Raw genomic sequence first — 19,865 nt, forward strand, 5'->3', positions numbered from 1 at the left:
TATGCGCCAGAGGCGCCAGATCTCCGCTGGCTCCTACGGAACCGTACCTGGGAACCTCCGGGGTTATACCTTTGTTTAGGAATGTCAGGGCAGCGCTGATAAGATCTGAAGACACGCCTGAGAAACCCTTGCAGAAGCTGTTTAGTCTTATGGCTATCATCGATCTCACGTACTCGTCTGGGAGCGGGGTACCAACTCCTGATGAATGGGATCTAATGAGATTTTTCTGCAATTCTGAAATATCTGAACTGTTGATCTTTACGTTTAGAAGGCTGCCAAAGCCAGTATTGACTCCATAAATTGTGGAACCATCTTTCACTTTTTTTTCAAGTATGTCCCTGGATTTTTTAATTCTTGACAGGGCTTCCTTAGAAATAGAGACTTCAGCTTCCAGAACTGCTATCCTGTATAGGTCGTCCACCGAGAGGTTTTCTCCATCCAGTACTATCATACATTTTCAGTATGTGTACAGAATCTAAATAGTTACTTGAGATTAGACCAGAATCGGCCTTATAAGATAGGTTACGGAAAGATTAATCGATTATAGATCATATAGAATTAAAGACATATGATTACAATCAGTGTAGACCATAATTCCAGGGACCCTGCCTACAAACAGATATATGACCAGATCGTTTCCCACGTTTTCACAGGCAAGCTTCAAACTGGCGATGCAATCCCCCCCTCTCGTGAGATGGCAAGTACCCTCGATGTGAACTTTCACACAGTGAATAAGGCATACCGACTTCTGAGAGACAATGGAGTGATATCGCTTTCCAGGAACAGAAGATACATAATTTCCTCCGGGAACAGGGATGAGAACGCGGAGTCAAGCCTGAGAACCAGGCAACGTGAACTGATCAATGATGCTATTGCCAGAGGTTTTGGAGAAGACGATATCGTGGAAATAGTCAGAGAGATTCTAATGGAACGGTCTTTAAAGGAGAAGAAGAAAGATTAGCCCCGAACGCTCTAGTAATTACGAATCATGCCTCGCTGCAAGTTGTGAGAATAATATTAATAAAGATAGTAGAGTCGCAAAATAGCTGGAAGACGATAAAAAACTGGGGTTTCCATGCAACTCTTGGGAAGTTCGCCCTTAAATCAATTCTAAGTTCGTTTCCATATCTTTGCCGCTTACACGGTCAGAATAAAAATTCCTTGAGTTATGTGAATTGAAATAAAGGCTAGGTCTTGAAAAGTGATAAAAGGCCGGAATAATCGCTGAGGGAATGCAGGTGCCGGGATTTGGACCCGGGTCGAAAGCTTGGAAGGCTCTCGTGCTAGACCAGTCTACACTACACCTGCTAAAGCCCAACCTGATTATTTCTGTAATTAAATAAGTTTGCAGCATTTTGATAATTGGCACATTATGATATGCGCGTCAGAATAAAATTTTCAGTGATGGATCTCCCGGAAGCATTAGCTGTCAGTGTGACAGTGACCGAGCTGCCGAACGGCGGTAATGTCACGTTGAAATACTCGTAATGGCTTGAGCTGCTGTAACTACTGTTAATTAATGCCGATGAACTTAAAGAAATGTTTGTAATTGGAGAAATGTAGTTAACATAGACTCTGAAAGAAAAATCGCTCTGAGCTGGACTCAACTGATACTGACCATTAGAAGAAGGAGGCGAGACCCATTGGCCATTATTCTGATACTGTAGTCCAGAAACCTGAATGTTTGAAACCGTTGTAATAGGGGGATTTATAAATATAGTCCAGAATATGATAATGGTTAGCAGGAATTCCCCGCCGACTAGGATCCAGTGCCATGTTCTTTTCGGAAGGGTCAATTTCAGTGCATTAAGGATCTGCTTCAAGAAAACAAGGAAAACTATGATAAGCAGTATATCCAGATACCCGTATCCGAGAATGTAGATATATCCAGAAAACAGCCCTATTATGGCACCTATCATAAAGGTTATGACGAGAGTCTTGGCCCTTTCCTTTTCACCCTCCAGATATTCTCGCTCATCAAATTCTGGTTCTTCAAAAATAGGTTCTGCTTTCTGTTTCGCCATGAGTATTGCCCTATGGAACAGTCATTAATGAATTTAACGCGAAAGAGGGATTGTTTGCCTTGACAACACCTGACGCAACAAGTATACCACGGGCTCCGAGTGAATATGACTCTTCCACATCTCGAGCATTCTTGATGCCGGCGCCAACCACAAGGGGGACATCGTTTGCATTACATATTCTGGCCGCTTTCTCGATTACTTCCGGACGGGCGGATGATACTGAGATTTCACCACCTATAAGCTCAGGAGGCTCATATGCTATATATGCTGGATGTAGATCAACATACTCTTCAACCTCTCTGAGGGATTCAAGGCAGAGCACTATATCGAAATCTATTTTATTAGATCTTTTCACGGTTTCAACAATGTTTTCCCTGGATTGCCTGTTCTCAGAATGATTAAGGAGAGATGTACTTATTCCCATGACCATAAGGCTTTCCATGGATATTTTTCCTGTATATGCCCCATAACTTACAGGGTCAACGTGTTGGGCCATGAATGATACGGCGTTCTTTACTTCAGAACAAATGTGCAGATCCACTGTACTGAGTGCAATCCGCAGGTTCCTTTTCATCTTACTGTTCAAGTTTGAGAATTCTCTGGCCATTCTCTCTGCATTCTTACCCGTGGATTCTGAATAGTGTTTGAGGTTAATCATATATAAAAATTCTGACATGGCACTGGATTTCATGAGTTTATTATTATTTTCCTAATTTCATTATTCATTGATTCTATTATCTACGAATATGGGGAAACCGTTCAGAGATACTCAGTACCCGTGCCATGGGCCCTCGAGAGCCTGCTTTAAGCGCAAGATTTCATCCTCGTATTCCTTTGTTCCTTTGGCGTATCTCTTAACCGGCATCCGTTCGGTCTTCCCGGTTTTAAGAGACACCGGTTTTGACATAAGTTCCCTTATCAGGTTCGGGTTTCCACTCGGAATGTTTGGCAGGCGATTTTTCGGTTTCACTTCTCTAACAGTCTCGGGCTTGGTTGTTTCACTCACCGCCCCGCTGATCTTCGGGATTTCTAAAATAGGGTCTTCTGCCCTGATTTCCTCAGGTGCAGGTCGGGGATCCTGCACATGATGCTTTACAACAGACCCCCTTTCCTTGGCAGAATCTGCATCATTTTCCTGCAGAATCGGTACATACTGGTCTTTGGGATGCCAGATATGGTTCCGGCCGACGGCATCCTTCTTGTAGCTGGTCAAGGAGTCCTCTATACCAACTATCGAAACAACGTCTCTGCTCTCGCCAAGGATCTTGTTTATCTGTTCGGCAAGCTTTTCCACAAATTCTTTGAGCTTGGGAACCTCAAGGGCTTCACGCAGAACCCGCTGAATCGCTTCCTTATCAGTTTCACCGGGCCATTTGAGCAATTCAAGGACCAGGTAATCGTCTCCATCAAGAACCATGCTGTTATACGGTTCTTCTTCCTTTGTTTCCCTGACTGTCCTTTTCCTTGCCGGCATATTATAGATACCTCTTTAATAGGGCGCGAAATAATATCTAATAAAAAAGGAAAAATTGGTTTATTTCGTTCGCTCTGCAGCGTCCTTGTAACCAAGGCAGTTAGCAAACTGCAAGTCTTCTGGAGCTGCAGTCACCAGTGCACCCGGTGCCAGAACATCTAGGGTATGGCCTATTAGAGCTGCGCCACCCCCTACTGGTATTAGTGCAGTGACCCTGTCAAGTTCTCCCCTAAGATTTGCCCTGAGATTATCAAGTATCCTGTCTGAGAGCTCCTTGAGTATCGGCGCACCAACTTCTGCACCTCCAACTTGCCTCTGTTTGAACATAACAGGCGAGGTGAGTGCCTGCCTAGCTACGTCCGTCGGGACTACGAAACCTGTTTGCCTGGCAATGAGCTTTGCAATACTTGAAACCGCATCGCCTATACCCGCTTCAATGGAGAAAGACATCTCCACAACGGGCTCCATGTTCATAAGGTTAATAGTGAGGACATCTGTAGTCCTTGATCCAATATCCACCACCAGTCCGTATCCAGGCTGGCTCTTGACCAAACCCTTTTCTACGAGGTATAATGCAGCCCCCACTCCCTGAGGTCTCATCACAAGCTTCTCAATATGGACTTGTCTTGACTTTCCATCGTTTGCTTTTATGGTTATGGTCTTTCCTTCAAGAGACTCCCTGGCGGCTGCTACTTCCTGGTCAAATGTACCCAGCGGTGTTCCGCTTCCAAGCACCACGCTTGTCTGGGCGCCACCATCTCCTGCGCCACTGAGCCACAGGGCCGCCCCTAGCAAAGGCAATGAATCTGCACTGGAAAGCCTCCCATCTCCGAGAGGTTCCCTCACGCCTGCCCCAGTAGCGTTCTCTCCAAATATAAAAGGCTCATCGTCATTCATTGCAAGCGAGAGTATGGAACCACCGAATCCCCACTGTTTGGCATCATATCTGGCCCATCTCGATGGGAATTTCTCTCTGCGACCATCCACACCAACTACCTTTGTATCTCCGTATCCCAAATCTACTCCAACTGTGACCATACCTTTCTTCCTCTTATATGCGACCTCGATCAGTTTTCCCTGGCATGTTGCACGGTGGCGTAAGTGTAGGATGCAAGCACTTTTCGGTTTTTAAAGAATCAATGTTCACGGATATCACCCTCACTGCGCTCTCTGGTTATTAATGTACACTATCGCCTCAATAGATATTCTACTGATTCGATGCCAGTCGCACATGTTGCATCTATTAGCTACATAAATATAAATCTTTTTCCTAAACGCATGAGTTCTGCATGGGTTAAATTAAATAGATATCCTTGAAAATAGCCATTCTGACGAAAATCGAAAAATTTCGCTTTGGACTGTGCAGCGAAATTTTTGTATGTGATAAAATGATGGACTTATTTACATACACAGGCACTCACTTCATTGACTATTAAGAAAACACCAGAAATAAAATGAGATTTCGCCAATTTGATCTGGTGAATGAAAAGGTCTTCATTATGCTGGAATCCTCATCAGAGTAAAGCCTATTCCGCTGGCTCCGGAGGAACTTTCCACGAGAATCTCAACAACGTATGGATAAAATGTATCCGTAATGGGATCAGATGCGTTCATCTTGCTGAATTGCGTGTAGTTCACGTAAAGCGTCAGATTAAAAGTGGTGTTCTTATACGGGGTCAGCTGCTCTTTGAGATAATTGTATGGATACAGGGTGCTATTAAAATGTGTTAGGTTTGGCAGTGAGTAAAGTTTCACTTGAGACTTGCTCTGTAATGATGTAATATTCACGGGGGAAAGATCGTACACATAAATGGTGGATTCATTCGATGTAACGCTCAGGCTTACGCTGAACGATTTGCTTGTCGAATTTATAAATATCTGGGAATTGTTAGCCGGCGAATACACTGTCAGTGACGAAGACGATCCCTTCAATGATGTGTTTGCCATGGAGGATCCTGCGCTGTTAATAGTTTCCACTGTTATTGCACTGAACACGACAAGCATAACAACGGAAACTACTATTATTGTTTTTGAAGACAGTGGCATATGGTGCCGGCAATCCTTAGACCATATAAGAACTTTACTAGTTATTTGTTAAGTGATTAAGTATTTATTCATGATAACTATTCCTCCAAGATTATATGGTCCAATACAAGTGGGTTGCACTGTCGAATACAACGATAGGGGTACTGATGTCTTCCATTAACGGGACAATTATGATGATATCCCTCCCAGCCATATTCAACGGTATTCAGATTGATCCTTTCCAGGCAAGCTCGTTTGTCTATCTTCTCTGGATACTCATGGGCTACATGATCGTAACAGCAGTCATGCTCGTGACGGTAGGCAGGCTCTCTGATATATTTGGGAGAGTGAGACTTTTCAACCTTGGGTTCCTTATATTTACGGTTGGGTCAATACTTCTCTCTGTGACACCAAGCAAAGGAGCACTTGGCGCACAGGAGATAATCATGTTCCGGATTGTCCAGGCAATAGGCGCCTCATTCTTGTTTGCAAATTCGGCGGCTATAATTACTGACAGCTTTGGCCCGGAAGAAAGAGGAAAGGCAATGGGCATTAATCAGGTCGCTGGCCTGGCAGGTTCCCTGATTGGACTGATTCTTGGGGGAATACTGGCTGCCATAAACTGGAGATACGTATTCCTGGTAAGCGTACCTGTCGGGCTTCTTGGCACAATTTGGTCATATGCTAAACTCAAGGACCATTCTGTCAGGCACAAGGATCAGAAGGTAGATGTGTTAGGTAACCTGTCCTTTGCAGCTGGGCTAACCCTTATTCTTATAGGCATAACCTACGGTTTAATGCCGTATGGATCCTCCAGCATGGGCTGGGGTAATCCATGGGTAATAATATCAATGATTGCTGGAATGATCATGCTGATGGCTTTCGTGTTCATTGAAAGGTCCGTAGACCAGCCTATGTTCAACATGTCCCTGTTCAGGAATAAGGCATTTTCCACGGGTAGCTTCGCTGGAATGCTGCAGTCAATGGGAATGGGAGGGGCAATGTTCATGATCATAATTTTGCTCCAGGGTGTCTGGTTGCCACTACACGGGTACTCGTATACAAGTGTTCCATTCTGGGCAGGGGTTTACACAATTCCTATGATGTTGGGGTTTGTTGTCTTTGGGCCGATAAGCGGCGCAATTTCTGATAGAACCGGGGCAAGGGTCATTTCTACTGTGGGCATGGTAGTAGCCGCGGTCTCCTTTGTACTGCTTTCCACACTCAACTTTAACTTTACCTATACAGGTTTTGCCCTCATGCTTTTCATGATGGGTTCTGGAATGGGCCTTTTTGCTGCTCCAAACGTAACAGCAATAATGAATTCTGTGCCTCCACAACTAAGAGGAGTTGCATCTGGAATGAGGGCAACTCTGCAGAACACAGGGCAGACAGCCAGTATGGGTATATTCTTCACAATCGTTCTCGTAACACTGACGACAAAACTTCCAGGAGCGTTCTCCGTGGCCCTTGGCCAAGCCGGAACACCCGAGCTTATACCGTTCTTCAATCAGATTCCTCCGACCTCTGCACTGTTCTCAGCATTTCTGGGATACAACCCTGTGCAGACCATTCTCAGCTTATTCCCCGCAGGCTTCACGTCTTCCCTATTCTCCAGCGGAACGCTGGCTATACTTGAGGGAACCACGTGGTTTCCGATGGCTCTTGAAGGTGCATTTATGGGATCCCTGAGAATGTCATTCTATCTCGGGGCTATAATTTTTGCTGTTGCTGCATTCCTCTCCGCGATCAGGGGAAAACGGTACATATTTTCGGAACCGTTAAAAATGACGGAAGTTTCTAAACCAACAGACGAAAGTGCAAAAACCCTTGGACCTCTGGTCGAGAGACAGATAGAAGCAAAGATTCCTGATTCGCAAGGAAGCAGGGGAGTAAAGTGATGGATCAAAAGGACGAATTCAGGGAGACTGTAGAAAGTGGTGACGCACCGCCAGTTCAGGACGACCTGTGGAAGGTCTTTTCAAGCGTGGCAAGAAATGGTAGGAGGATCTTCAGTCAGGAACTGGAGAAGATGGACATGAAGGTCATGGAGATGCGGGTGCTTCATTACCTTCACAAAGAGGGTCCAAGCACCATGACCTCTCTGTCTGCTGATCTTGACGTAACCGGACCTTGGATTACGGGGCTAGTTGATGAACTTGAGAAAAGGAATTTCGTTACAAAGGAACGGAGCAGTAAAGATCGCAGGGTTGTTAACGTGGCGCTGACAGAAGAGGGTGAAGCCGCAGTTCATAAAGGGTACATGGTATACACGGAAATACAGAACATGTTATTCGATGAACTCAGTCCAGAAGAGTTCAGGCAGTTTGTCTCAATAATGAAGAAACTTGAGAATTACCTGAATAAGAGTTTAAGAAAATGAGTTATTTCAGGGCTGAAAAGATGGCTCTTTCATAACCCTGCAATATTCTCGGCAAGAAGACTAAATTTTAAGGTTCATTGGGTTCATGAACCTTATAACTTTTCTATTATCCAGACTTAATTCTTGACCCAATATTCGCTATTTTTTTCCTTTCTGCGAATTTGGGGGTAAAAAGTTACAAAGTCATCAGTCTCTTGTGTCAAGCTAGCGAAAATGTGCAATACCTCTAAAGTATTCATTCTTATCTTAACAGCGATTTCACTGGAATTGCTGATAACTTTATACTTGTCTACTTCCGGGACTTTAATATTAATTTCAGGTGAATAGTCTACAAAAGTTTCTATTTCATCCAGGCATAGACTTGTTGTCCCAGAAAGAACGGATTTTAACCCCAAAGCAGCCACTGCTGATGTGACCATTTTACCATCACGGTCTAGGTTTTTCAGTGCCTCATGCGTGATTAGTGTCTCTGCTGTTAAGAAATTGAATTATGAGGTTGGTATCATTGGAATTAACTCCACTCCCAGTCCTTCATTGAAATTTCTGATAAGTCTTTAGGCAGTTCCGGAATTCCTTTTTCTTTCCATCTCTCGATAATGGCTTTATTTTTTTCTTTCTGATCCACTGTTTTTTTTGGCTGCCTACATACCATTCTGCATTATCCATCTCAAGGTATCGCCTTGCTGCTGGCAAGCTTATATTTTATCAATTAATCATAAGGTAGGATACATTATCATCAATTCCAAAAGCGACAACATTTATCACCATACACTTTTCACATTTTTATACTCTATAAATTTTCTCGACTATTTTGCCTAGCTTTTTCACGTTGGTCGTCTGTTCCGTTTTTCCTTAATTCGCAGGCTTTTCTTTTGCCTTGTGAATTAATACCCGGCCAGTATTCAAACCGTTATTTTCCTGGGCATAACCAATGAGTAAGAATTACTTTTTTAACACAAATATTCCATTCTCACTGGTCTAATCCTAAGTTCTCCCACATCCAAAATTGAACGAAGGACTTCATCCTCATATTCACATAAATACCAGCTATGAAAATGCTCATAGAAGCAAATAAAGATTAGGCGGGTCCGGGGGGGTTTGGACCCCCGACCTATGGATTAAGAGTCCATCGCTCTACCTAGCTAAGCTACGGACCCAGTCTTTGGAAATATTCCGGTATGATTTATATTTTCGGATTTAGAAAGCAAAATGAAACAAATTTTGAGATGTTCGATATCAATTATTATTGAAATACACTTAAGAACAATTTTCAACCTTTAACCCAACATAGAGAATTCTTGAACTGTGTTCTATATTACCATGAACCGATTAGCTAACGATTGTAACGGACATAGGTAAATTCTCCTTTGTAATGGTATTAGGCTCAGCATCATATTTTCAAAGCTACAGGATATTTAACCGGATTAGGCTCCTTTTCTCGTATTTAGACTAGAATTCTTTCATAATTTCTTTTTAATCATCACACGATCATTCCCTTAACCGCAAACAGAGAGGGAAAGAAATTTATCTTCAATACGAGATTTGCACCACCGTCTTCATCAAAAAATTTGCTGAATTTATAGAACTGGAAACCATTGGCAACTATCCTAACAAGCGCATGTCCAAACAGGAGATTCCCTTGCGGTTTACAAAGCTGCAAACTTTGAAAGTTTGGAGTACCGGCAGGAATGAATTTCTTGCCGGCATTTTTTGACATGTATACTTTTCCCCAGAATTGAATGAGATCATCGGGATACTGTTACCCAATTATTCTGAAGATGTTATTTTTTTAGTTAATTATTAAGACTATGAAATATTGGGCCGGGAGGACCAGGGGAATTGGAAAATTCAATTTTAAACATGGTAAAATAATTTTAACTTTATTCAAAATTGAACTGTCTTTAAGATAAATAAGAAATTCCTGTGTGAAGTGATATGGAACTCATTTCATTGGAGGTATCTTTTTGTTCTGTTCTATAGAATCGGATGTGATTGTACAGAGAACTTAATGAACCTGCAGTCTATGTTTAGAAGTTCTTCCCTGGAAATAGAAGACTCATTCGAGGACTGTAACTATTCTATTGAAGCCTCAATTGCGGGCCATATATGTTTCTGAGCGCTCTAATGTACCCGGCCAAAAGCAAGATTTTAAAAATCATAAGGGGAATATGGAGGGATCACGGCTTCGGTTCGTTTAAGGTTTTCAAAATTTGAGCCCAGAGACGTGGTTCAGGTAGTCAGTTTCCAAACGTAATATCTCCATTTCCGGCCATTTCGTATGATATACCTCTTTTTCATGAGTGTTTTCTGAAATCCCCCTTTTTCGATCAGGCTCTGGAAATAGTCCATATCTCCTGAGTCTCCGTATTCCATAAGTAACCTGCCTTTGGGTTTCATGTAATTCTTTACCTGATCAAAAAACAGTGTCATGGTTCTAAAATTTTCATCAGCTACAGCCATTTCCCTTATGTCTCTTGGGGGAAACCACCTGAAGGGGGGGGGTCGAAGATTATCAGGTCGAATTTCCCCGTCACATTGCTGAATAAATCGCTTTCCCGAAATTCTATTCTGGGCAAAACGCAATTCATGTCAGCGTTTCTGCTTCCGGTTTTTACACAGAATGGGTTGACGTCGACGGCTACCACGTTGTGGGACTTTGAAGCTGCAAGAATTGCATTTACACCACTTCCGGTCCCCATGTCAAGAACAGAGTCATTCTCTTCTACTTCCTCCAAGATTGTCTTTCCGAGTAGCTTAGACATCCATGCTGGGGGCGAGACTTCCTTTGGTACAAAAAGTCTCCGTCTCAGATATTGCATTCGGGAGGGTTTCCTATCCTCCATTTTTATGTAAATGGCATCGTGCCAACGCTTTCTCAGTTCTACCTCATCGCCTGACATGCGCGGTTTATACACCATGTCATTAAAAATTTCTACTTCTGTATAAACGCTTTGTGGACAAGGCTGATGTCTGTGACATTTAACATAACCCTATTGAATCGGTTGGCTGAATTGGCATTACTGCATCCAATAAAGGTTTAAATATGGTTATAACCTAACGGTTTAAGAAAAACCATACACTAATTGGGCAATGCCACAGGCAACCCTTATGGTCGGGTCTAATGTTCTTAGCCTGGTCGAGAAGTGCAACGGTTTTTTAGGTGAAATAAATGGCAACGCCACATCACCCCAGAAGGGGGTCGAAAGGGTATTACCCTAGGGTACGCGCTCAGCATATGCAAAGCAGCATTCGTAGCTGGCCTGAAATAGACGGAAAGCCCAAGATCCAGGCATTCGCTGGATACAAGGTCGGCATGACACACGTGGAGATGGTGGATTACAGAAAAAACAGTGTAACATCAGGGCAGTCTATAATGTCTGCTGTGACAATAATTGAAGTTCCTCCACTGTCAGTAGTTGGGGTGAGATATTATGACCGAGATGAAAACGGCCTTTTTGTTGTTGCGGAGCAATGGGCTGAAAATCTGGATAAGGAAATCTACAGAAGATTGCCCGAGAGAAAAGAGAAGCCAGAAACTCCAACTGTAAATGAAGTTATTGATGTCAGGCTGATGGTAAGTACCAATCCATCCGAGGTAACTGGCGTTCCGTCCAAGACTCCGGAAATGTTTGAGATCAGAATTGGAGGTTCAGACCTGAAGGAAAAGATTAATTATGCCACTGAGAAGCTGGGCAAGAAAATATCGTTTGATGATTTCACCCTGCCTGGGAAATTTGTGGATGCAATTTCAATAACCAAGGGAAAAGGTTTCACTGGACATGTGGAGAGGTTCGGCGTTAAGCTGCTTCCATATAAAAACAGGAAACACAGGAGAATGATAGGCACGCTTGGTCCGTGGCATCCCGACTGGGTGAGGAATACAGTTCCCCAGGCAGGGCAAATGGGTACACACCAGCGAACGGCTTCAAACATAAGGATTCTGAAGTACTCAAAAAAGGGTTCAAACGACGATATAAACGTTAAGGGAGGATTTCCTGGATACGGTGTGGTAAGGAGTGATTACATTCTTGTTCATGGTTCGGTTCCGGGCCCTTCCAAGAGACTCATTAAACTTAGATCTCCTGCAAGGCAGAAATCACCTGATCTTGATAATATTACAATTTCATACATTTCAAAGGAATCCAAGCAGGGTGACTGAAAATGGAAACAGATATTTACGATAATGAAGGAAACAAGTCTGGTAAAATCAAATTGCCTGAGGTATTCAGCACAGTCCCAAGGGAAGATATACTTGGCAAGGCCTTCAGAGCCATCACTCTCACGCTGAGACAACCATACGGATCATCTCCAGGCGCCGGTATGAGGCAGGTAGGACATAACAGCGGAGCTAACCATGGGATTGCCAGACTGCCCAGAGTGTCCGGTTCTTCACGCGGAGTCATACTTGCCAGCATGGTGGGTGGGAGAAGCGCACATTCTCCGAGATCAAACAAAGTTCTTTATAAGAAGATTAACGAAAGGGAAAGAAAAATCGCAAAGTTCAGTGCAATCGCCATGACAGCCGACAAGGAAGCTGTGAAGCGCAGGGGGCACAGGTTCGATCAGGAACTAAGCCTTCCAATTGTGATCAATGACACCGTCAACAATGTCAAGAAAGTTAAGGAAGTAATAACTCTGTTTGAAAACATTGGAATCTACGATGATGTTGTAAGGGCAAAAGAGGGTAAAAAGATCAGAGCAGGAAGGGGAAAAATGAGAGGTAGAAGATACAAGGAGCCAAAGAGTGTCCTTGTTGTAGGTACCTCAACTGACAAGCTAAGAATATTCAGATCCCTACCGGGCGTTGAAACCGCAACTCCAGACAGCCTTAGCATAAGAAAGCTGGCTCCTGGTGGCATTGGTGGAAGACTCGTTGTATTCACAGAGGCTGCCATAAAGAAAATAGGAGAAGTGCAGTAAATGGTCAATGTTATTATCAGTCCGATCGCCACAGAAAAATCCATGCTTGCAATGGAAAAAGAAAACAAGCTGACATTTTTAGTGCTAAAGAAAGCAAGCAAATCTCAGATAAAGGAAGAGGTCGAGAAGAGATTCGAACTCAAGGTGCTGAAAGTGAACACCGTTATTACAAAGAATGGAAAGAAGGCCATCGTGGAACTCGATGAAAGTTATTCTGCGGATGAAATCGCCGGCAGGATAGGAGTATTCTGAGGTGATAAAATGGGTAAACATATAGTTCCGCAAAGAAGGGGTCATGGCGGGTTAGTCTACAGGAGCCCGAGCCACAGACACGTCAAGGTATTCAAGCACCCTGATGACGGGGAATACAAGATTACTGGCATTGTTCAGGCAACAGGCAGAAATGCACCGGTCATAGTCTCCGAATCCAAGTCTGGTAAAAAGATCAATTCCCTAGCATTCAATGGTGCTTATGTTGGTCAGGTAGTCGCAGTTGGAAAAGAATCCCCCCTAGAGGCCGGTAACACTGTACAGCTTGGGAATATCTCAGATGGATCCATAGTATTCAATATCGAAAGCATGCCTGGTGATGGCGGGAAATTCTGCAGAACGGCAGGTTCCTCCGCTCTTGTGGTGAGCCATGGCACTGCTGTCACACTGAAGCTCCCATCCGGCAAGATGAAGCAGTTCAACCCGCGCTGCAGAGCAACGGTTGGCCTTGTTGCTGGATCAGGAGCAAGAGATATACCAATACTTAAGGCCGGAAGGCACATTCATTATCTGCAGAGCAAAGCCAAGAGACCATACACGGTAAGAGGAGTGGCAATGAATGCCGTTAACCATCCACACGGTGGAGGTAACCACCAGCATGTAGGCAGAGCCAGCACTGTTGGTAGGGGAACGCCTCCAGGGAGAAAGGTTGGAAGGCTGTCACCAAAGAGGAGGAAGTCCTAATGGTAGTTAAAAAACAGGCATCAGTAAAATCCATTAAGAGAAGATCACGAAAGTCCCAGAAGGTCACCATGGGAAGGGCGAAGGAGTTCATGTACCGTGGTTTCACACTTGAGGAGCTTAAAAATATGAGTGATCAGGACCTTATTAAGATACTTCCATCAAGGGCCAGAAGAACACTTACCAGGGAGATGAACCACGAGCAGAAGCAGCTTTACCTTAAGATGAACAGCGAAGAGAAGGAAATCAAAACTCATGTCAGGGATTTCATAATTCTTCCAAAATACGTGGGAAAGGTCATGGAAGTGTACAACGGAAATTCGTATGTCAAGTTTGAAATAAAGCCAGAAATGCTTGGGCATTATCTTGGTGAATACGCACAGACGAGAAAGGAAGTCAAGCATTCGGGACCTGGGGTGGGTGCTACCAGATCGTCGAAATTCATGCCCCTGAAGTGATCTTATGAAAGGTTATTCAACAACAGAATTTGGAGAAAAAAGTGCAATTGCGAGGGTCGTGGAGACGGATATTTCATTGAAAGATGCGGTCAACATAGCCCATTACATACGCGGGATGACACTTGAAAGAGCAAAGGACGTAATCGAGAAGGGAATCAGGAAGGAACTTCCCGTTCCTTACTTCAGGTATTTGGATTCAGTTTCACACAGAAAGGGGATGGGTCCGGGAAGATATCCGGTCAAAGCGCTTAAAGAGTTTAGGGCCGCACTGCAAAACGCGGAAGCAAATGCGGATTTTAAGAGTCTCAATACGGAGAACATGGTCGTCAAGCACGTTGCCGCGAGCAAGGGCAGGGTTCTCAAGAAATTCACCCCGAAGGCATACGGCAGGGCTGGAGCTAACTTCAAGGATCTGATCAATATAGAGGTAGTACTGCAGGAAGTGGAAGAGTGAAGGAGAGAAAATTTGTAAGTGAAGCTGTCAAAAAGCTCCTTGTCTCAGAATTCATAAGAAGAGAAACCGATCACGCTGGATTTGGGGGGATGGAAATGAAGAGAACGCCCTTTGGAACCAATATAACCTTGATGGTTAACAAGCCTGGCCTGGTAATAGGCAGGAGAGGATCGAAGGTCCAGGAAATCACTGAGAATCTAGAACACAAATATCATGTTGAATCTCCTCAAATAGAGGTAAAGGAGATAGAAAACGCTGACCTGAACCCCCAGGTGGTTTCTAAAAAGATAGCCTTGTCCCTGGAAAAAGGGTGGGCATACAGAAAGGCTGGAAACACCACACTAAGGAGGATCATTGAGAACAAATCGAAAGGCGTAATAATACGCATTGGTGGGAAGATTTCAGGTGAAAGGGCCAGAACGCAGAAGTTCATTTACGGCTCGGTGAAGTATTCTGGAGACCCATCAAGATCCGGGATGCAAACAGGATTCTCTGTCGCAAAATTGAAACAGGGCGTAATTGGCGTTACAGTAAGAATGCTAGATAACAACTACAAACTACCGGACGAAATCAAGATAGGGCCAATAAATACTGTACGGGCTTCTGCTACGGATACGACGGTGCAAGAGATTAAAAAAGAGGTGAAACCTGATGGAACTGAGGGCCAAGCAAATTAGGGAAATGAAGACGGAAGAAGTGCAGGAGAGACTTAAATCACTTGAAGAGTCCTTACTGAAGGAGAGAGCCTCAGTTGCAATGGGCGGAGCACCAAGAAATCCAGGTAAGATAAGATCAATTAGGAGAGAGATAGCGAGAATTAACACAGTTCTCAGCGGAGGACCAAAGGAATGAAGGATAAGAGTTTCACCGGAATACCAAAGGAATTGCAGCCTTGGGAAGGATTCACAAGAGACTCTCAGTCAATAAAAATAAGCGTTGATAAGAGACGATACGGTAAAAATATGACCATAATCGAAGGCATTGATCCTAAATCAGAAGACATTTACGAGATTGCGAAGGAACTTAAGAAAAAGGTAGCATCAGGTGGCACCGTCAAGGATGGCAAGACTGTTGAGCTTCAGGGAGACCACCGGGACGCCGCAAAAAAATTCCTCGACGAAATGGGATTTAAGACAGAGGTAGTATGAAATGGCTTCCAATATTATGTCATATATAGGTGAATTCATCGGTGTCCGGGCGTCTGTAAAATTGTCAAGCAATCCGACTCTGGTAAACAGGTCCGGTATCATAGTTGACGAAACCAAGAAGACCCTGACCATAAATAATGGCAACAGGGATCTGGTCATTCCAAAGGAAATATGCTTATTTGAAATGCAATACGGTGAAAAGAAAATCACAATAGCGGGCAAGAACATTCTATTCAGGCCAGAGGACAGAATAAAAGAACACAGAAAAATTGAAAGATTGATCAGAAAGGGGGGGAATTAATGAGCAGAAATATAGGGTTGGACGTTAAGTCGCCAGAAGGCGAATGCCATGATGCGAAATGTCCATTTCATGGGGATTTGAAGATCAGGGGACAGGTCATCATAGGTGAAGTGAAATCAGCTTCAATGATACGAAGCGCTGTGATAACCAGGGACTACAAGAGACCAGTGAGCAAGTACGAGAGAAAAATTTCAAGATCGTCAAAATATCATGCCCATGTGCCAGAATGCTTGAGCGTAAAACCGGGTGACATGGTAAAGATTGCTGAGTGCCGGAAACTGTCAAAGACAATATCCTTTGTGGTAGTGGAGAAGGTGATCCAATGAAGGGTATTGCGGGCAGGCAGCAAAGGGGTTTGCCATTGGGTGCTACCATGCCATGTGCGGACAACAGTGGTGCGAAGATCATTAGCCTGATAGATGTAAAGGCTTACCACGGAGTAGCGAGAAGAATACCTGCGGCTGGCGTTGGGGACATGTTTGTTGCAAGTGTCAAGAAAGGCACACCAGAGATGAGAAGCAAGATCGTTTACGCAGTGGTTATTAGGCAGAAACGCCCATACCGGAGGCCTGATGGAACCATGATGAGGTTTGAGGATAATGCGGCAGTACTGGTTACTCCTGAAGGTGAAGTGAGGGGTTCTGAGATCAAAGGATCTGTGTCGAGGGAAGCGGCCGAAAGATGGCCAAGGATAGCGTCGGTTGCATCATCCATAGTATGAGTGATATAGAATGTCAATAAAAAATACATTTAAGGTATTTCTTAGCAAGGATCTGAGAAAGAGATACGGAATAAGATCATTTCCAATAGCAAAGGGAGATATAGTTACCATAGAAGCTGGATCTAGAAAGGGAGAAGGCGGAAAGGTGATCGAAGTAGACCATGTAAGCGAAAGAATATCCATTGAAGGCATAACGGTGAGTAAAGCAGATAACAAACAGAAAGCCTTTTTCGTGGACCCTAGCAACTTAAAGATAACCAGGCTCGACCTTTCAAGGCAGGAAAGACTCCAGAAGATCAGAAACCTGGCAGCCAAAAAGAATATAACAGTAGAAGAGGAACCAGAGCCCGTTGAAAGCGAAGCAAAAACCGCGGAAGAGACGCCTGAGACTGAAGATTCCAGCAATCAAAAACCGATGTCAGAAGATGCAGACCTGGGCGACGAGGCTGTTTCTGACGTTGAAGAAGTGGATGAAGATTCATCGGAAGGAGGAGACAAGAATGATAAATAAAACCAAGAGACAGATGGTTCCACCAGCAGTACTGATACCTAGAAAAACCTATTTCTGGTCGGTAACCCCACAGACCGGAAAACATAACAAGGAGTCATCGATCGCGCTGCTTACAGTTCTTAGGGACTATGCAAAACTTGGGGACAAAGAACGCGAGATCACCAGGATACTTTCCGCTGGTGAAGTCAAGGTAGACGGCAAAGTAGTCAAGGAGAGAAGGACTGCGGTCGGCTTCATGGACATAGTATCCATCCCATCCATTAAGAAGAGTTACAGGGTTATTTATGATACCAAAGGCAGGCTTGTAATCAGGGAAGAAAGCGATAAAAACAGAGAACTTAAGCCGATGAAGGTCATGAAAAAGGTTGTGACAAAGGGAGGGAAGATCCAGCTTTCTTTTCACGACGGTCAGAACATACTTACACAAGACGCCAGCATAAAGCCGGGTGACGTTCTCATTGTGAAGGTTCCCGAAAAGGAGATAAAGGAAGTGGTAAAGATGCAGACCGGCAATAAAGTCTTCTTAACCGGAGGGAGTCACGTTGGCACAATTGCAACGGTAAAGAAAATAGAAATCAAGGAATCTTCCCATGCAAATCTGATTCACTTCCAGGAAGATTTTTCCACTATTACTGATTACGCTTTCCCTGTGAGTGGACCTCGGTACACCTTTGATGTACCGTCAACGGGAGTTGGTAACTGATGAATATGGAAAGTCCCAAGCAGGCAGTAAAGCAGAAAAAAGCGCCGAAGACACCTCCGCCGGCATCAGAAAAGAAACCTGCAGTGGCAAAGGGGAAGAAGCAGGCAGCAAAACCAAAGGAAGAGGCACCCAAGACCAAGAAGAGGACACCGAGACAAACTAAGGTTGAAGGAATGAACGAAGTTGTTATTGAGAAAGTCGTGGTGAACATCGGTGTAGGGGAAGCTGGCGAAAGATTGAACAAGGCAGCTAAGGTGCTAGAAATGCTTACGGATCATAAAGCGGTGCTCACGTCTGCGAGGGGTTCCGTGAGAGACTTCAACATAAGAAAAGGGTTACAGATTGGAACAAAGGTGACGCTGAGGGGCCCAGACTCTGTGGACTTTCTCCAGAAGGGTTTCTATGCTAAGGACAACAAGATTGCTGCCTATTCCTTTGACAGGGACGGCAATGCTTACTTCGGAATACCGGATTATACTGATTTCAAGGGCATGAAGTACGATCCCGAAATTGGAATTTTTGGTATGGATGTTGCGATTGTCCTTAAAAGGCGAGGAGGATTCAGGCTTTCAAGAAGAATGATACGCACGAAGAAATTGCCAAGGAAAATCAGGGTTACAAGAGAAGAAGCAATGAAGTTCATTTCTGAAACCTTTAATGTTACGGTGGTAAGGTGAATAAATGTCACAGGTAAAACTGGAGCCTAAGAAAAAATTTGGGCACAAGGATGGTTGCGTCAGATGCGGGCGGAAGAGGGGAATTGTCAGAAGGTATGGTCTCATGATGTGCAGACAATGTTTCAGGGAAACCGCTCCGGCAATTGGATTCAGGAAATATAGTTAGAGGTGCAGACATATGAGACATGATCCGTTAAACGACATAATAAATACGATAAAGAACGCTTCAAGAATAGGTAAAAGAGAAGTAACAGCAGAACCAGCTGCGAGGCTGATAGGCAGAATTCTCAAAGTGATGCAGGACTACAATTACCTGAAGAGCTTCGAGATAGTGGATGAATCAAAGGGGGGCAGATTCAGGATCGTCCTCAGTGATACGATTAACAATTGTGGAATAATAAAGCCCAGACTGCCAGTGAAACTGGTTAACCTCGAGAAATATGAATCCAGGTACCTTCCTGCACAGGATTTCGGCATCCTCATAATTTCCACCACAAAGGGTGTAATGAGCCATGTGGAAGCCAGAAAACAGGGCCTGGGAGGAAGACTTCTGGCTTACGTTTATTAGGTGAACAAAATGATCAAATGGAAAGAAAAGGAGCAAGTTGACATAATTCCGGGCACGTCTGTCACCATGGACGACACTGTTGTTAAGGTGAAGGGGAAGCTTGGCGAATCTGAAATGGATTTCAGGGACAACTATGTCAAAGTAGCTCTGAATGAGGAAAAATTGTTGATTAGCACCAGCAAGGAAAATAAGAGGACGAATGCCATAGTTGGTACGTGGGCTTCCGAGATCAGAAACATGATGAAGGGTGTAATCGATGGCTATGAATACCATATGAAGATCGACTACACGCACTTCCCTACGAGGGTCTCTGTGAGAGGAGACAATGTCCTTATAGAAAACTTTCTTGGGGAACGGTCACCGAGACTTGCTAAAATCATCGGCAATACGAAGGTCAGCATCAAGGGAGACAGAGTCATAATCAATGGAATACATAAGAGGCACGTCGGTGAAACCGCTGCGAATATAGAGCGGGCTACAAAGATCAAGGGCTTTGACCCTAGGGTATTCCAGGACGGGGTATACCTCCTCAAGGGAGAGAACTGAA

General features: G+C 44.0%; 30 protein-coding genes and 2 tRNA genes. 21 read left to right on the top strand and 11 right to left on the bottom strand.

Going from position 1 to position 19,865, the window contains the following annotated elements; translation table 11 throughout:
- Positions 1-451: aromatic amino acid lyase (locus QW597_02665; GenBank protein MEM0155492.1), on the bottom strand; the 451-nt coding region annotated here is incomplete at its 3' end.
- Positions 452-568: 117 nt separating this feature from the next.
- On the opposite strand from QW597_02665, the gene QW597_02670 reads away from it, so the two are divergent.
- Positions 569-961 carry a GntR family transcriptional regulator gene (locus tag QW597_02670; GenBank protein ID MEM0155493.1) on the top strand — a complete coding sequence of 131 codons (393 nt, stop codon included), beginning with the start codon at positions 569-571 and terminating at the stop codon, positions 959-961.
- 272 nt (positions 962-1,233) lie between these two features.
- Here the strand turns inward: QW597_02670 and QW597_02675 are convergent.
- From QW597_02675 to QW597_02700, 6 genes are all read right to left on the bottom strand, one after another.
- Positions 1,234-1,308 (bottom strand) — tRNA-Gly (locus QW597_02675).
- Positions 1,309-1,370: 62 nt separating this feature from the next.
- Positions 1,371-2,024 (bottom strand): hypothetical protein, encoded by a 654-nt coding sequence (locus tag QW597_02680; protein MEM0155494.1) that lies wholly within the window; start codon positions 2,022-2,024, stop codon positions 1,371-1,373.
- Between the two features lie 10 nt (positions 2,025-2,034).
- Positions 2,035-2,700, bottom strand: coding sequence for a triose-phosphate isomerase (locus QW597_02685; GenBank protein ID MEM0155495.1), 666 nt, complete (start codon positions 2,698-2,700; stop codon positions 2,035-2,037).
- Positions 2,701-2,793: 93 nt separating this feature from the next.
- The gene (locus QW597_02690) at positions 2,794-3,498 is read right to left on the bottom strand and encodes a hypothetical protein (protein MEM0155496.1); all 705 of its coding nucleotides are present in this window, start codon (positions 3,496-3,498) and stop codon (positions 2,794-2,796) included.
- A gap of 60 nt (positions 3,499-3,558) precedes the next feature.
- The gene (locus QW597_02695; protein ID MEM0155497.1) at positions 3,559-4,536 is read right to left on the bottom strand and encodes a ParM/StbA family protein; all 978 of its coding nucleotides are present in this window, start codon (positions 4,534-4,536) and stop codon (positions 3,559-3,561) included.
- 459 nt (positions 4,537-4,995) lie between these two features.
- A complete protein-coding gene (locus tag QW597_02700; protein MEM0155498.1) occupies positions 4,996-5,544 on the bottom strand; it encodes a hypothetical protein in 549 nt (182 codons plus the stop codon).
- A 95-nt stretch (positions 5,545-5,639) separates the two neighbouring features.
- Here QW597_02700 and QW597_02705 point away from each other — a divergent pair, with 95 nt between their 5' ends.
- Both QW597_02705 and QW597_02710 read left to right on the top strand, forming a co-directional pair.
- Entirely contained in the window at positions 5,640-7,424 is a 1,785-nt protein-coding gene (locus QW597_02705) for an MFS transporter (GenBank protein MEM0155499.1), read from the top strand.
- Complete coding sequence (locus QW597_02710; GenBank protein MEM0155500.1) at positions 7,424-7,906, top strand: MarR family winged helix-turn-helix transcriptional regulator; 483 nt, start codon at positions 7,424-7,426, stop codon at positions 7,904-7,906. Before QW597_02705 ends, QW597_02710 begins: the two co-directional genes overlap by 1 nt.
- Before the next feature lie 1,083 nt (positions 7,907-8,989).
- Here QW597_02710 and QW597_02715 read toward each other — a convergent pair.
- From QW597_02715 to QW597_02730, 4 genes are all read right to left on the bottom strand, one after another.
- Positions 8,990-9,063, bottom strand: a tRNA-Lys gene (locus QW597_02715).
- A gap of 323 nt (positions 9,064-9,386) precedes the next feature.
- Positions 9,387-9,623 carry a hypothetical protein gene (locus tag QW597_02720; GenBank protein MEM0155501.1) on the bottom strand — a complete coding sequence of 79 codons (237 nt, stop codon included), beginning with the start codon at positions 9,621-9,623 and terminating at the stop codon, positions 9,387-9,389.
- Between the two features lie 512 nt (positions 9,624-10,135).
- Complete coding sequence (locus tag QW597_02725) at positions 10,136-10,366, bottom strand: hypothetical protein (protein MEM0155502.1); 231 nt, start codon at positions 10,364-10,366, stop codon at positions 10,136-10,138.
- A 5-nt stretch (positions 10,367-10,371) separates the two neighbouring features.
- Positions 10,372-10,806 carry a methyltransferase gene (locus QW597_02730; protein MEM0155503.1) on the bottom strand — a complete coding sequence of 145 codons (435 nt, stop codon included), beginning with the start codon at positions 10,804-10,806 and terminating at the stop codon, positions 10,372-10,374.
- A gap of 269 nt (positions 10,807-11,075) precedes the next feature.
- Between QW597_02730 and rpl3p the strand changes: the two genes are divergently transcribed.
- The 18 genes from rpl3p to QW597_02820 are packed head-to-tail and all read left to right on the top strand — an operon-like array spanning position 11,076 to position 19,864.
- On the top strand, positions 11,076-12,065 hold the full coding sequence (rpl3p, locus tag QW597_02735; GenBank protein MEM0155504.1) for a 50S ribosomal protein L3: 990 nt from the start codon (positions 11,076-11,078) through the stop codon (positions 12,063-12,065).
- A 2-nt stretch (positions 12,066-12,067) separates the two neighbouring features.
- Positions 12,068-12,826 (top strand): 50S ribosomal protein L4, encoded by a 759-nt coding sequence (gene rpl4p, locus QW597_02740; protein MEM0155505.1) that lies wholly within the window; start codon positions 12,068-12,070, stop codon positions 12,824-12,826.
- Entirely contained in the window at positions 12,827-13,078 is a 252-nt protein-coding gene (locus QW597_02745; GenBank protein MEM0155506.1) for a 50S ribosomal protein L23, read from the top strand.
- A gap of 9 nt (positions 13,079-13,087) precedes the next feature.
- The gene (locus QW597_02750) at positions 13,088-13,780 is read left to right on the top strand and encodes a 50S ribosomal protein L2 (GenBank protein ID MEM0155507.1); all 693 of its coding nucleotides are present in this window, start codon (positions 13,088-13,090) and stop codon (positions 13,778-13,780) included.
- The gene (locus tag QW597_02755; GenBank protein MEM0155508.1) at positions 13,780-14,235 is read left to right on the top strand and encodes a 30S ribosomal protein S19; all 456 of its coding nucleotides are present in this window, start codon (positions 13,780-13,782) and stop codon (positions 14,233-14,235) included. The genes QW597_02750 and QW597_02755 overlap by 1 nt, the downstream gene beginning before the upstream one ends.
- A 4-nt stretch (positions 14,236-14,239) precedes the next feature.
- Complete coding sequence (locus QW597_02760) at positions 14,240-14,689, top strand: 50S ribosomal protein L22 (GenBank protein MEM0155509.1); 450 nt, start codon at positions 14,240-14,242, stop codon at positions 14,687-14,689.
- Positions 14,686-15,366 carry a 30S ribosomal protein S3 gene (locus QW597_02765; GenBank protein ID MEM0155510.1) on the top strand — a complete coding sequence of 227 codons (681 nt, stop codon included), beginning with the start codon at positions 14,686-14,688 and terminating at the stop codon, positions 15,364-15,366. Before QW597_02760 ends, QW597_02765 begins: the two co-directional genes overlap by 4 nt.
- On the top strand, positions 15,341-15,541 hold the full coding sequence (gene rpmC, locus QW597_02770; GenBank protein MEM0155511.1) for a 50S ribosomal protein L29: 201 nt from the start codon (positions 15,341-15,343) through the stop codon (positions 15,539-15,541). Before QW597_02765 ends, rpmC begins: the two co-directional genes overlap by 26 nt.
- On the top strand, positions 15,538-15,837 hold the full coding sequence (locus QW597_02775; GenBank protein ID MEM0155512.1) for a translation initiation factor: 300 nt from the start codon (positions 15,538-15,540) through the stop codon (positions 15,835-15,837). The genes rpmC and QW597_02775 overlap by 4 nt, the downstream gene beginning before the upstream one ends.
- 1 nt (position 15,838) lies before the next feature.
- The gene (locus tag QW597_02780; GenBank protein MEM0155513.1) at positions 15,839-16,138 is read left to right on the top strand and encodes a ribonuclease P protein subunit; all 300 of its coding nucleotides are present in this window, start codon (positions 15,839-15,841) and stop codon (positions 16,136-16,138) included.
- The gene (locus QW597_02785) at positions 16,138-16,464 is read left to right on the top strand and encodes a 30S ribosomal protein S17 (protein ID MEM0155514.1); all 327 of its coding nucleotides are present in this window, start codon (positions 16,138-16,140) and stop codon (positions 16,462-16,464) included. The genes QW597_02780 and QW597_02785 overlap by 1 nt, the downstream gene beginning before the upstream one ends.
- Positions 16,461-16,859, top strand: coding sequence for a 50S ribosomal protein L14 (locus QW597_02790; GenBank protein ID MEM0155515.1), 399 nt, complete (start codon positions 16,461-16,463; stop codon positions 16,857-16,859). The genes QW597_02785 and QW597_02790 overlap by 4 nt, the downstream gene beginning before the upstream one ends.
- A gap of 10 nt (positions 16,860-16,869) precedes the next feature.
- Positions 16,870-17,370, top strand: coding sequence for a 50S ribosomal protein L24 (gene rplX / locus QW597_02795; protein ID MEM0155516.1), 501 nt, complete (start codon positions 16,870-16,872; stop codon positions 17,368-17,370).
- Positions 17,360-18,073 carry a 30S ribosomal protein S4e gene (locus QW597_02800; GenBank protein MEM0155517.1) on the top strand — a complete coding sequence of 238 codons (714 nt, stop codon included), beginning with the start codon at positions 17,360-17,362 and terminating at the stop codon, positions 18,071-18,073. The genes rplX and QW597_02800 overlap by 11 nt, the downstream gene beginning before the upstream one ends.
- The gene (locus QW597_02805) at positions 18,073-18,750 is read left to right on the top strand and encodes a 50S ribosomal protein L5 (protein ID MEM0155518.1); all 678 of its coding nucleotides are present in this window, start codon (positions 18,073-18,075) and stop codon (positions 18,748-18,750) included. Before QW597_02800 ends, QW597_02805 begins: the two co-directional genes overlap by 1 nt.
- A gap of 4 nt (positions 18,751-18,754) precedes the next feature.
- Positions 18,755-18,916 (top strand): 30S ribosomal protein S14, encoded by a 162-nt coding sequence (locus QW597_02810; GenBank protein MEM0155519.1) that lies wholly within the window; start codon positions 18,755-18,757, stop codon positions 18,914-18,916.
- Between the two features lie 12 nt (positions 18,917-18,928).
- On the top strand, positions 18,929-19,318 hold the full coding sequence (locus QW597_02815; GenBank protein MEM0155520.1) for a 30S ribosomal protein S8: 390 nt from the start codon (positions 18,929-18,931) through the stop codon (positions 19,316-19,318).
- 9 nt (positions 19,319-19,327) lie between these two features.
- On the top strand, positions 19,328-19,864 hold the full coding sequence (locus tag QW597_02820) for a 50S ribosomal protein L6 (protein MEM0155521.1): 537 nt from the start codon (positions 19,328-19,330) through the stop codon (positions 19,862-19,864).
- Position 19,865: the final 1 nt, after the last annotated feature.

The organism is Thermoplasmataceae archaeon (assembly GCA_038729425.1).
Lineage (GTDB): Archaea > Thermoplasmatota > Thermoplasmata > Thermoplasmatales > Thermoplasmataceae > B-DKE.

Excerpts from the sequence above, each read along its gene's own strand:
- QW597_02670 (MEM0155493.1), top strand. The coding sequence starts at position 569 with ATGATTACAATCAGTGTAGACCATAATTCCAGGGACCCTGCCTACAAA.
- QW597_02680 (MEM0155494.1), bottom strand. The coding sequence starts at position 2,024 with ATGGCGAAACAGAAAGCAGAACCTATTTTTGAAGAACCAGAATTTGAT.
- QW597_02685 (MEM0155495.1), bottom strand. The coding sequence starts at position 2,700 with ATGTCAGAATTTTTATATATGATTAACCTCAAACACTATTCAGAATCC.
- QW597_02690 (MEM0155496.1), bottom strand. The coding sequence starts at position 3,498 with ATGCCGGCAAGGAAAAGGACAGTCAGGGAAACAAAGGAAGAAGAACCG.
- QW597_02695 (MEM0155497.1), bottom strand. The coding sequence starts at position 4,536 with ATGGTCACAGTTGGAGTAGATTTGGGATACGGAGATACAAAGGTAGTT.
- QW597_02700 (MEM0155498.1), bottom strand. The coding sequence starts at position 5,544 with ATGCCACTGTCTTCAAAAACAATAATAGTAGTTTCCGTTGTTATGCTT.
- QW597_02705 (MEM0155499.1), top strand. The coding sequence starts at position 5,640 with ATGGTCCAATACAAGTGGGTTGCACTGTCGAATACAACGATAGGGGTA.
- QW597_02710 (MEM0155500.1), top strand. The coding sequence starts at position 7,424 with ATGGATCAAAAGGACGAATTCAGGGAGACTGTAGAAAGTGGTGACGCA.
- QW597_02720 (MEM0155501.1), bottom strand. The coding sequence starts at position 9,623 with ATGTCAAAAAATGCCGGCAAGAAATTCATTCCTGCCGGTACTCCAAAC.
- QW597_02725 (MEM0155502.1), bottom strand. The coding sequence starts at position 10,366 with ATGGCTGTAGCTGATGAAAATTTTAGAACCATGACACTGTTTTTTGAT.
- QW597_02730 (MEM0155503.1), bottom strand. The coding sequence starts at position 10,806 with ATGTCAGGCGATGAGGTAGAACTGAGAAAGCGTTGGCACGATGCCATT.
- rpl3p (MEM0155504.1), top strand. The coding sequence starts at position 11,076 with ATGGCAACGCCACATCACCCCAGAAGGGGGTCGAAAGGGTATTACCCT.
- rpl4p (MEM0155505.1), top strand. The coding sequence starts at position 12,068 with ATGGAAACAGATATTTACGATAATGAAGGAAACAAGTCTGGTAAAATC.
- QW597_02745 (MEM0155506.1), top strand. The coding sequence starts at position 12,827 with ATGGTCAATGTTATTATCAGTCCGATCGCCACAGAAAAATCCATGCTT.
- QW597_02750 (MEM0155507.1), top strand. The coding sequence starts at position 13,088 with ATGGGTAAACATATAGTTCCGCAAAGAAGGGGTCATGGCGGGTTAGTC.
- QW597_02755 (MEM0155508.1), top strand. The coding sequence starts at position 13,780 with ATGGTAGTTAAAAAACAGGCATCAGTAAAATCCATTAAGAGAAGATCA.
- QW597_02760 (MEM0155509.1), top strand. The coding sequence starts at position 14,240 with ATGAAAGGTTATTCAACAACAGAATTTGGAGAAAAAAGTGCAATTGCG.
- rpmC (MEM0155511.1), top strand. The coding sequence starts at position 15,341 with ATGGAACTGAGGGCCAAGCAAATTAGGGAAATGAAGACGGAAGAAGTG.
- QW597_02775 (MEM0155512.1), top strand. The coding sequence starts at position 15,538 with ATGAAGGATAAGAGTTTCACCGGAATACCAAAGGAATTGCAGCCTTGG.
- QW597_02780 (MEM0155513.1), top strand. The coding sequence starts at position 15,839 with ATGGCTTCCAATATTATGTCATATATAGGTGAATTCATCGGTGTCCGG.
- QW597_02785 (MEM0155514.1), top strand. The coding sequence starts at position 16,138 with ATGAGCAGAAATATAGGGTTGGACGTTAAGTCGCCAGAAGGCGAATGC.
- QW597_02790 (MEM0155515.1), top strand. The coding sequence starts at position 16,461 with ATGAAGGGTATTGCGGGCAGGCAGCAAAGGGGTTTGCCATTGGGTGCT.
- rplX (MEM0155516.1), top strand. The coding sequence starts at position 16,870 with ATGTCAATAAAAAATACATTTAAGGTATTTCTTAGCAAGGATCTGAGA.
- QW597_02800 (MEM0155517.1), top strand. The coding sequence starts at position 17,360 with ATGATAAATAAAACCAAGAGACAGATGGTTCCACCAGCAGTACTGATA.
- QW597_02805 (MEM0155518.1), top strand. The coding sequence starts at position 18,073 with ATGAATATGGAAAGTCCCAAGCAGGCAGTAAAGCAGAAAAAAGCGCCG.
- QW597_02810 (MEM0155519.1), top strand. The coding sequence starts at position 18,755 with ATGTCACAGGTAAAACTGGAGCCTAAGAAAAAATTTGGGCACAAGGAT.
- QW597_02815 (MEM0155520.1), top strand. The coding sequence starts at position 18,929 with ATGAGACATGATCCGTTAAACGACATAATAAATACGATAAAGAACGCT.
- QW597_02820 (MEM0155521.1), top strand. The coding sequence starts at position 19,328 with ATGATCAAATGGAAAGAAAAGGAGCAAGTTGACATAATTCCGGGCACG.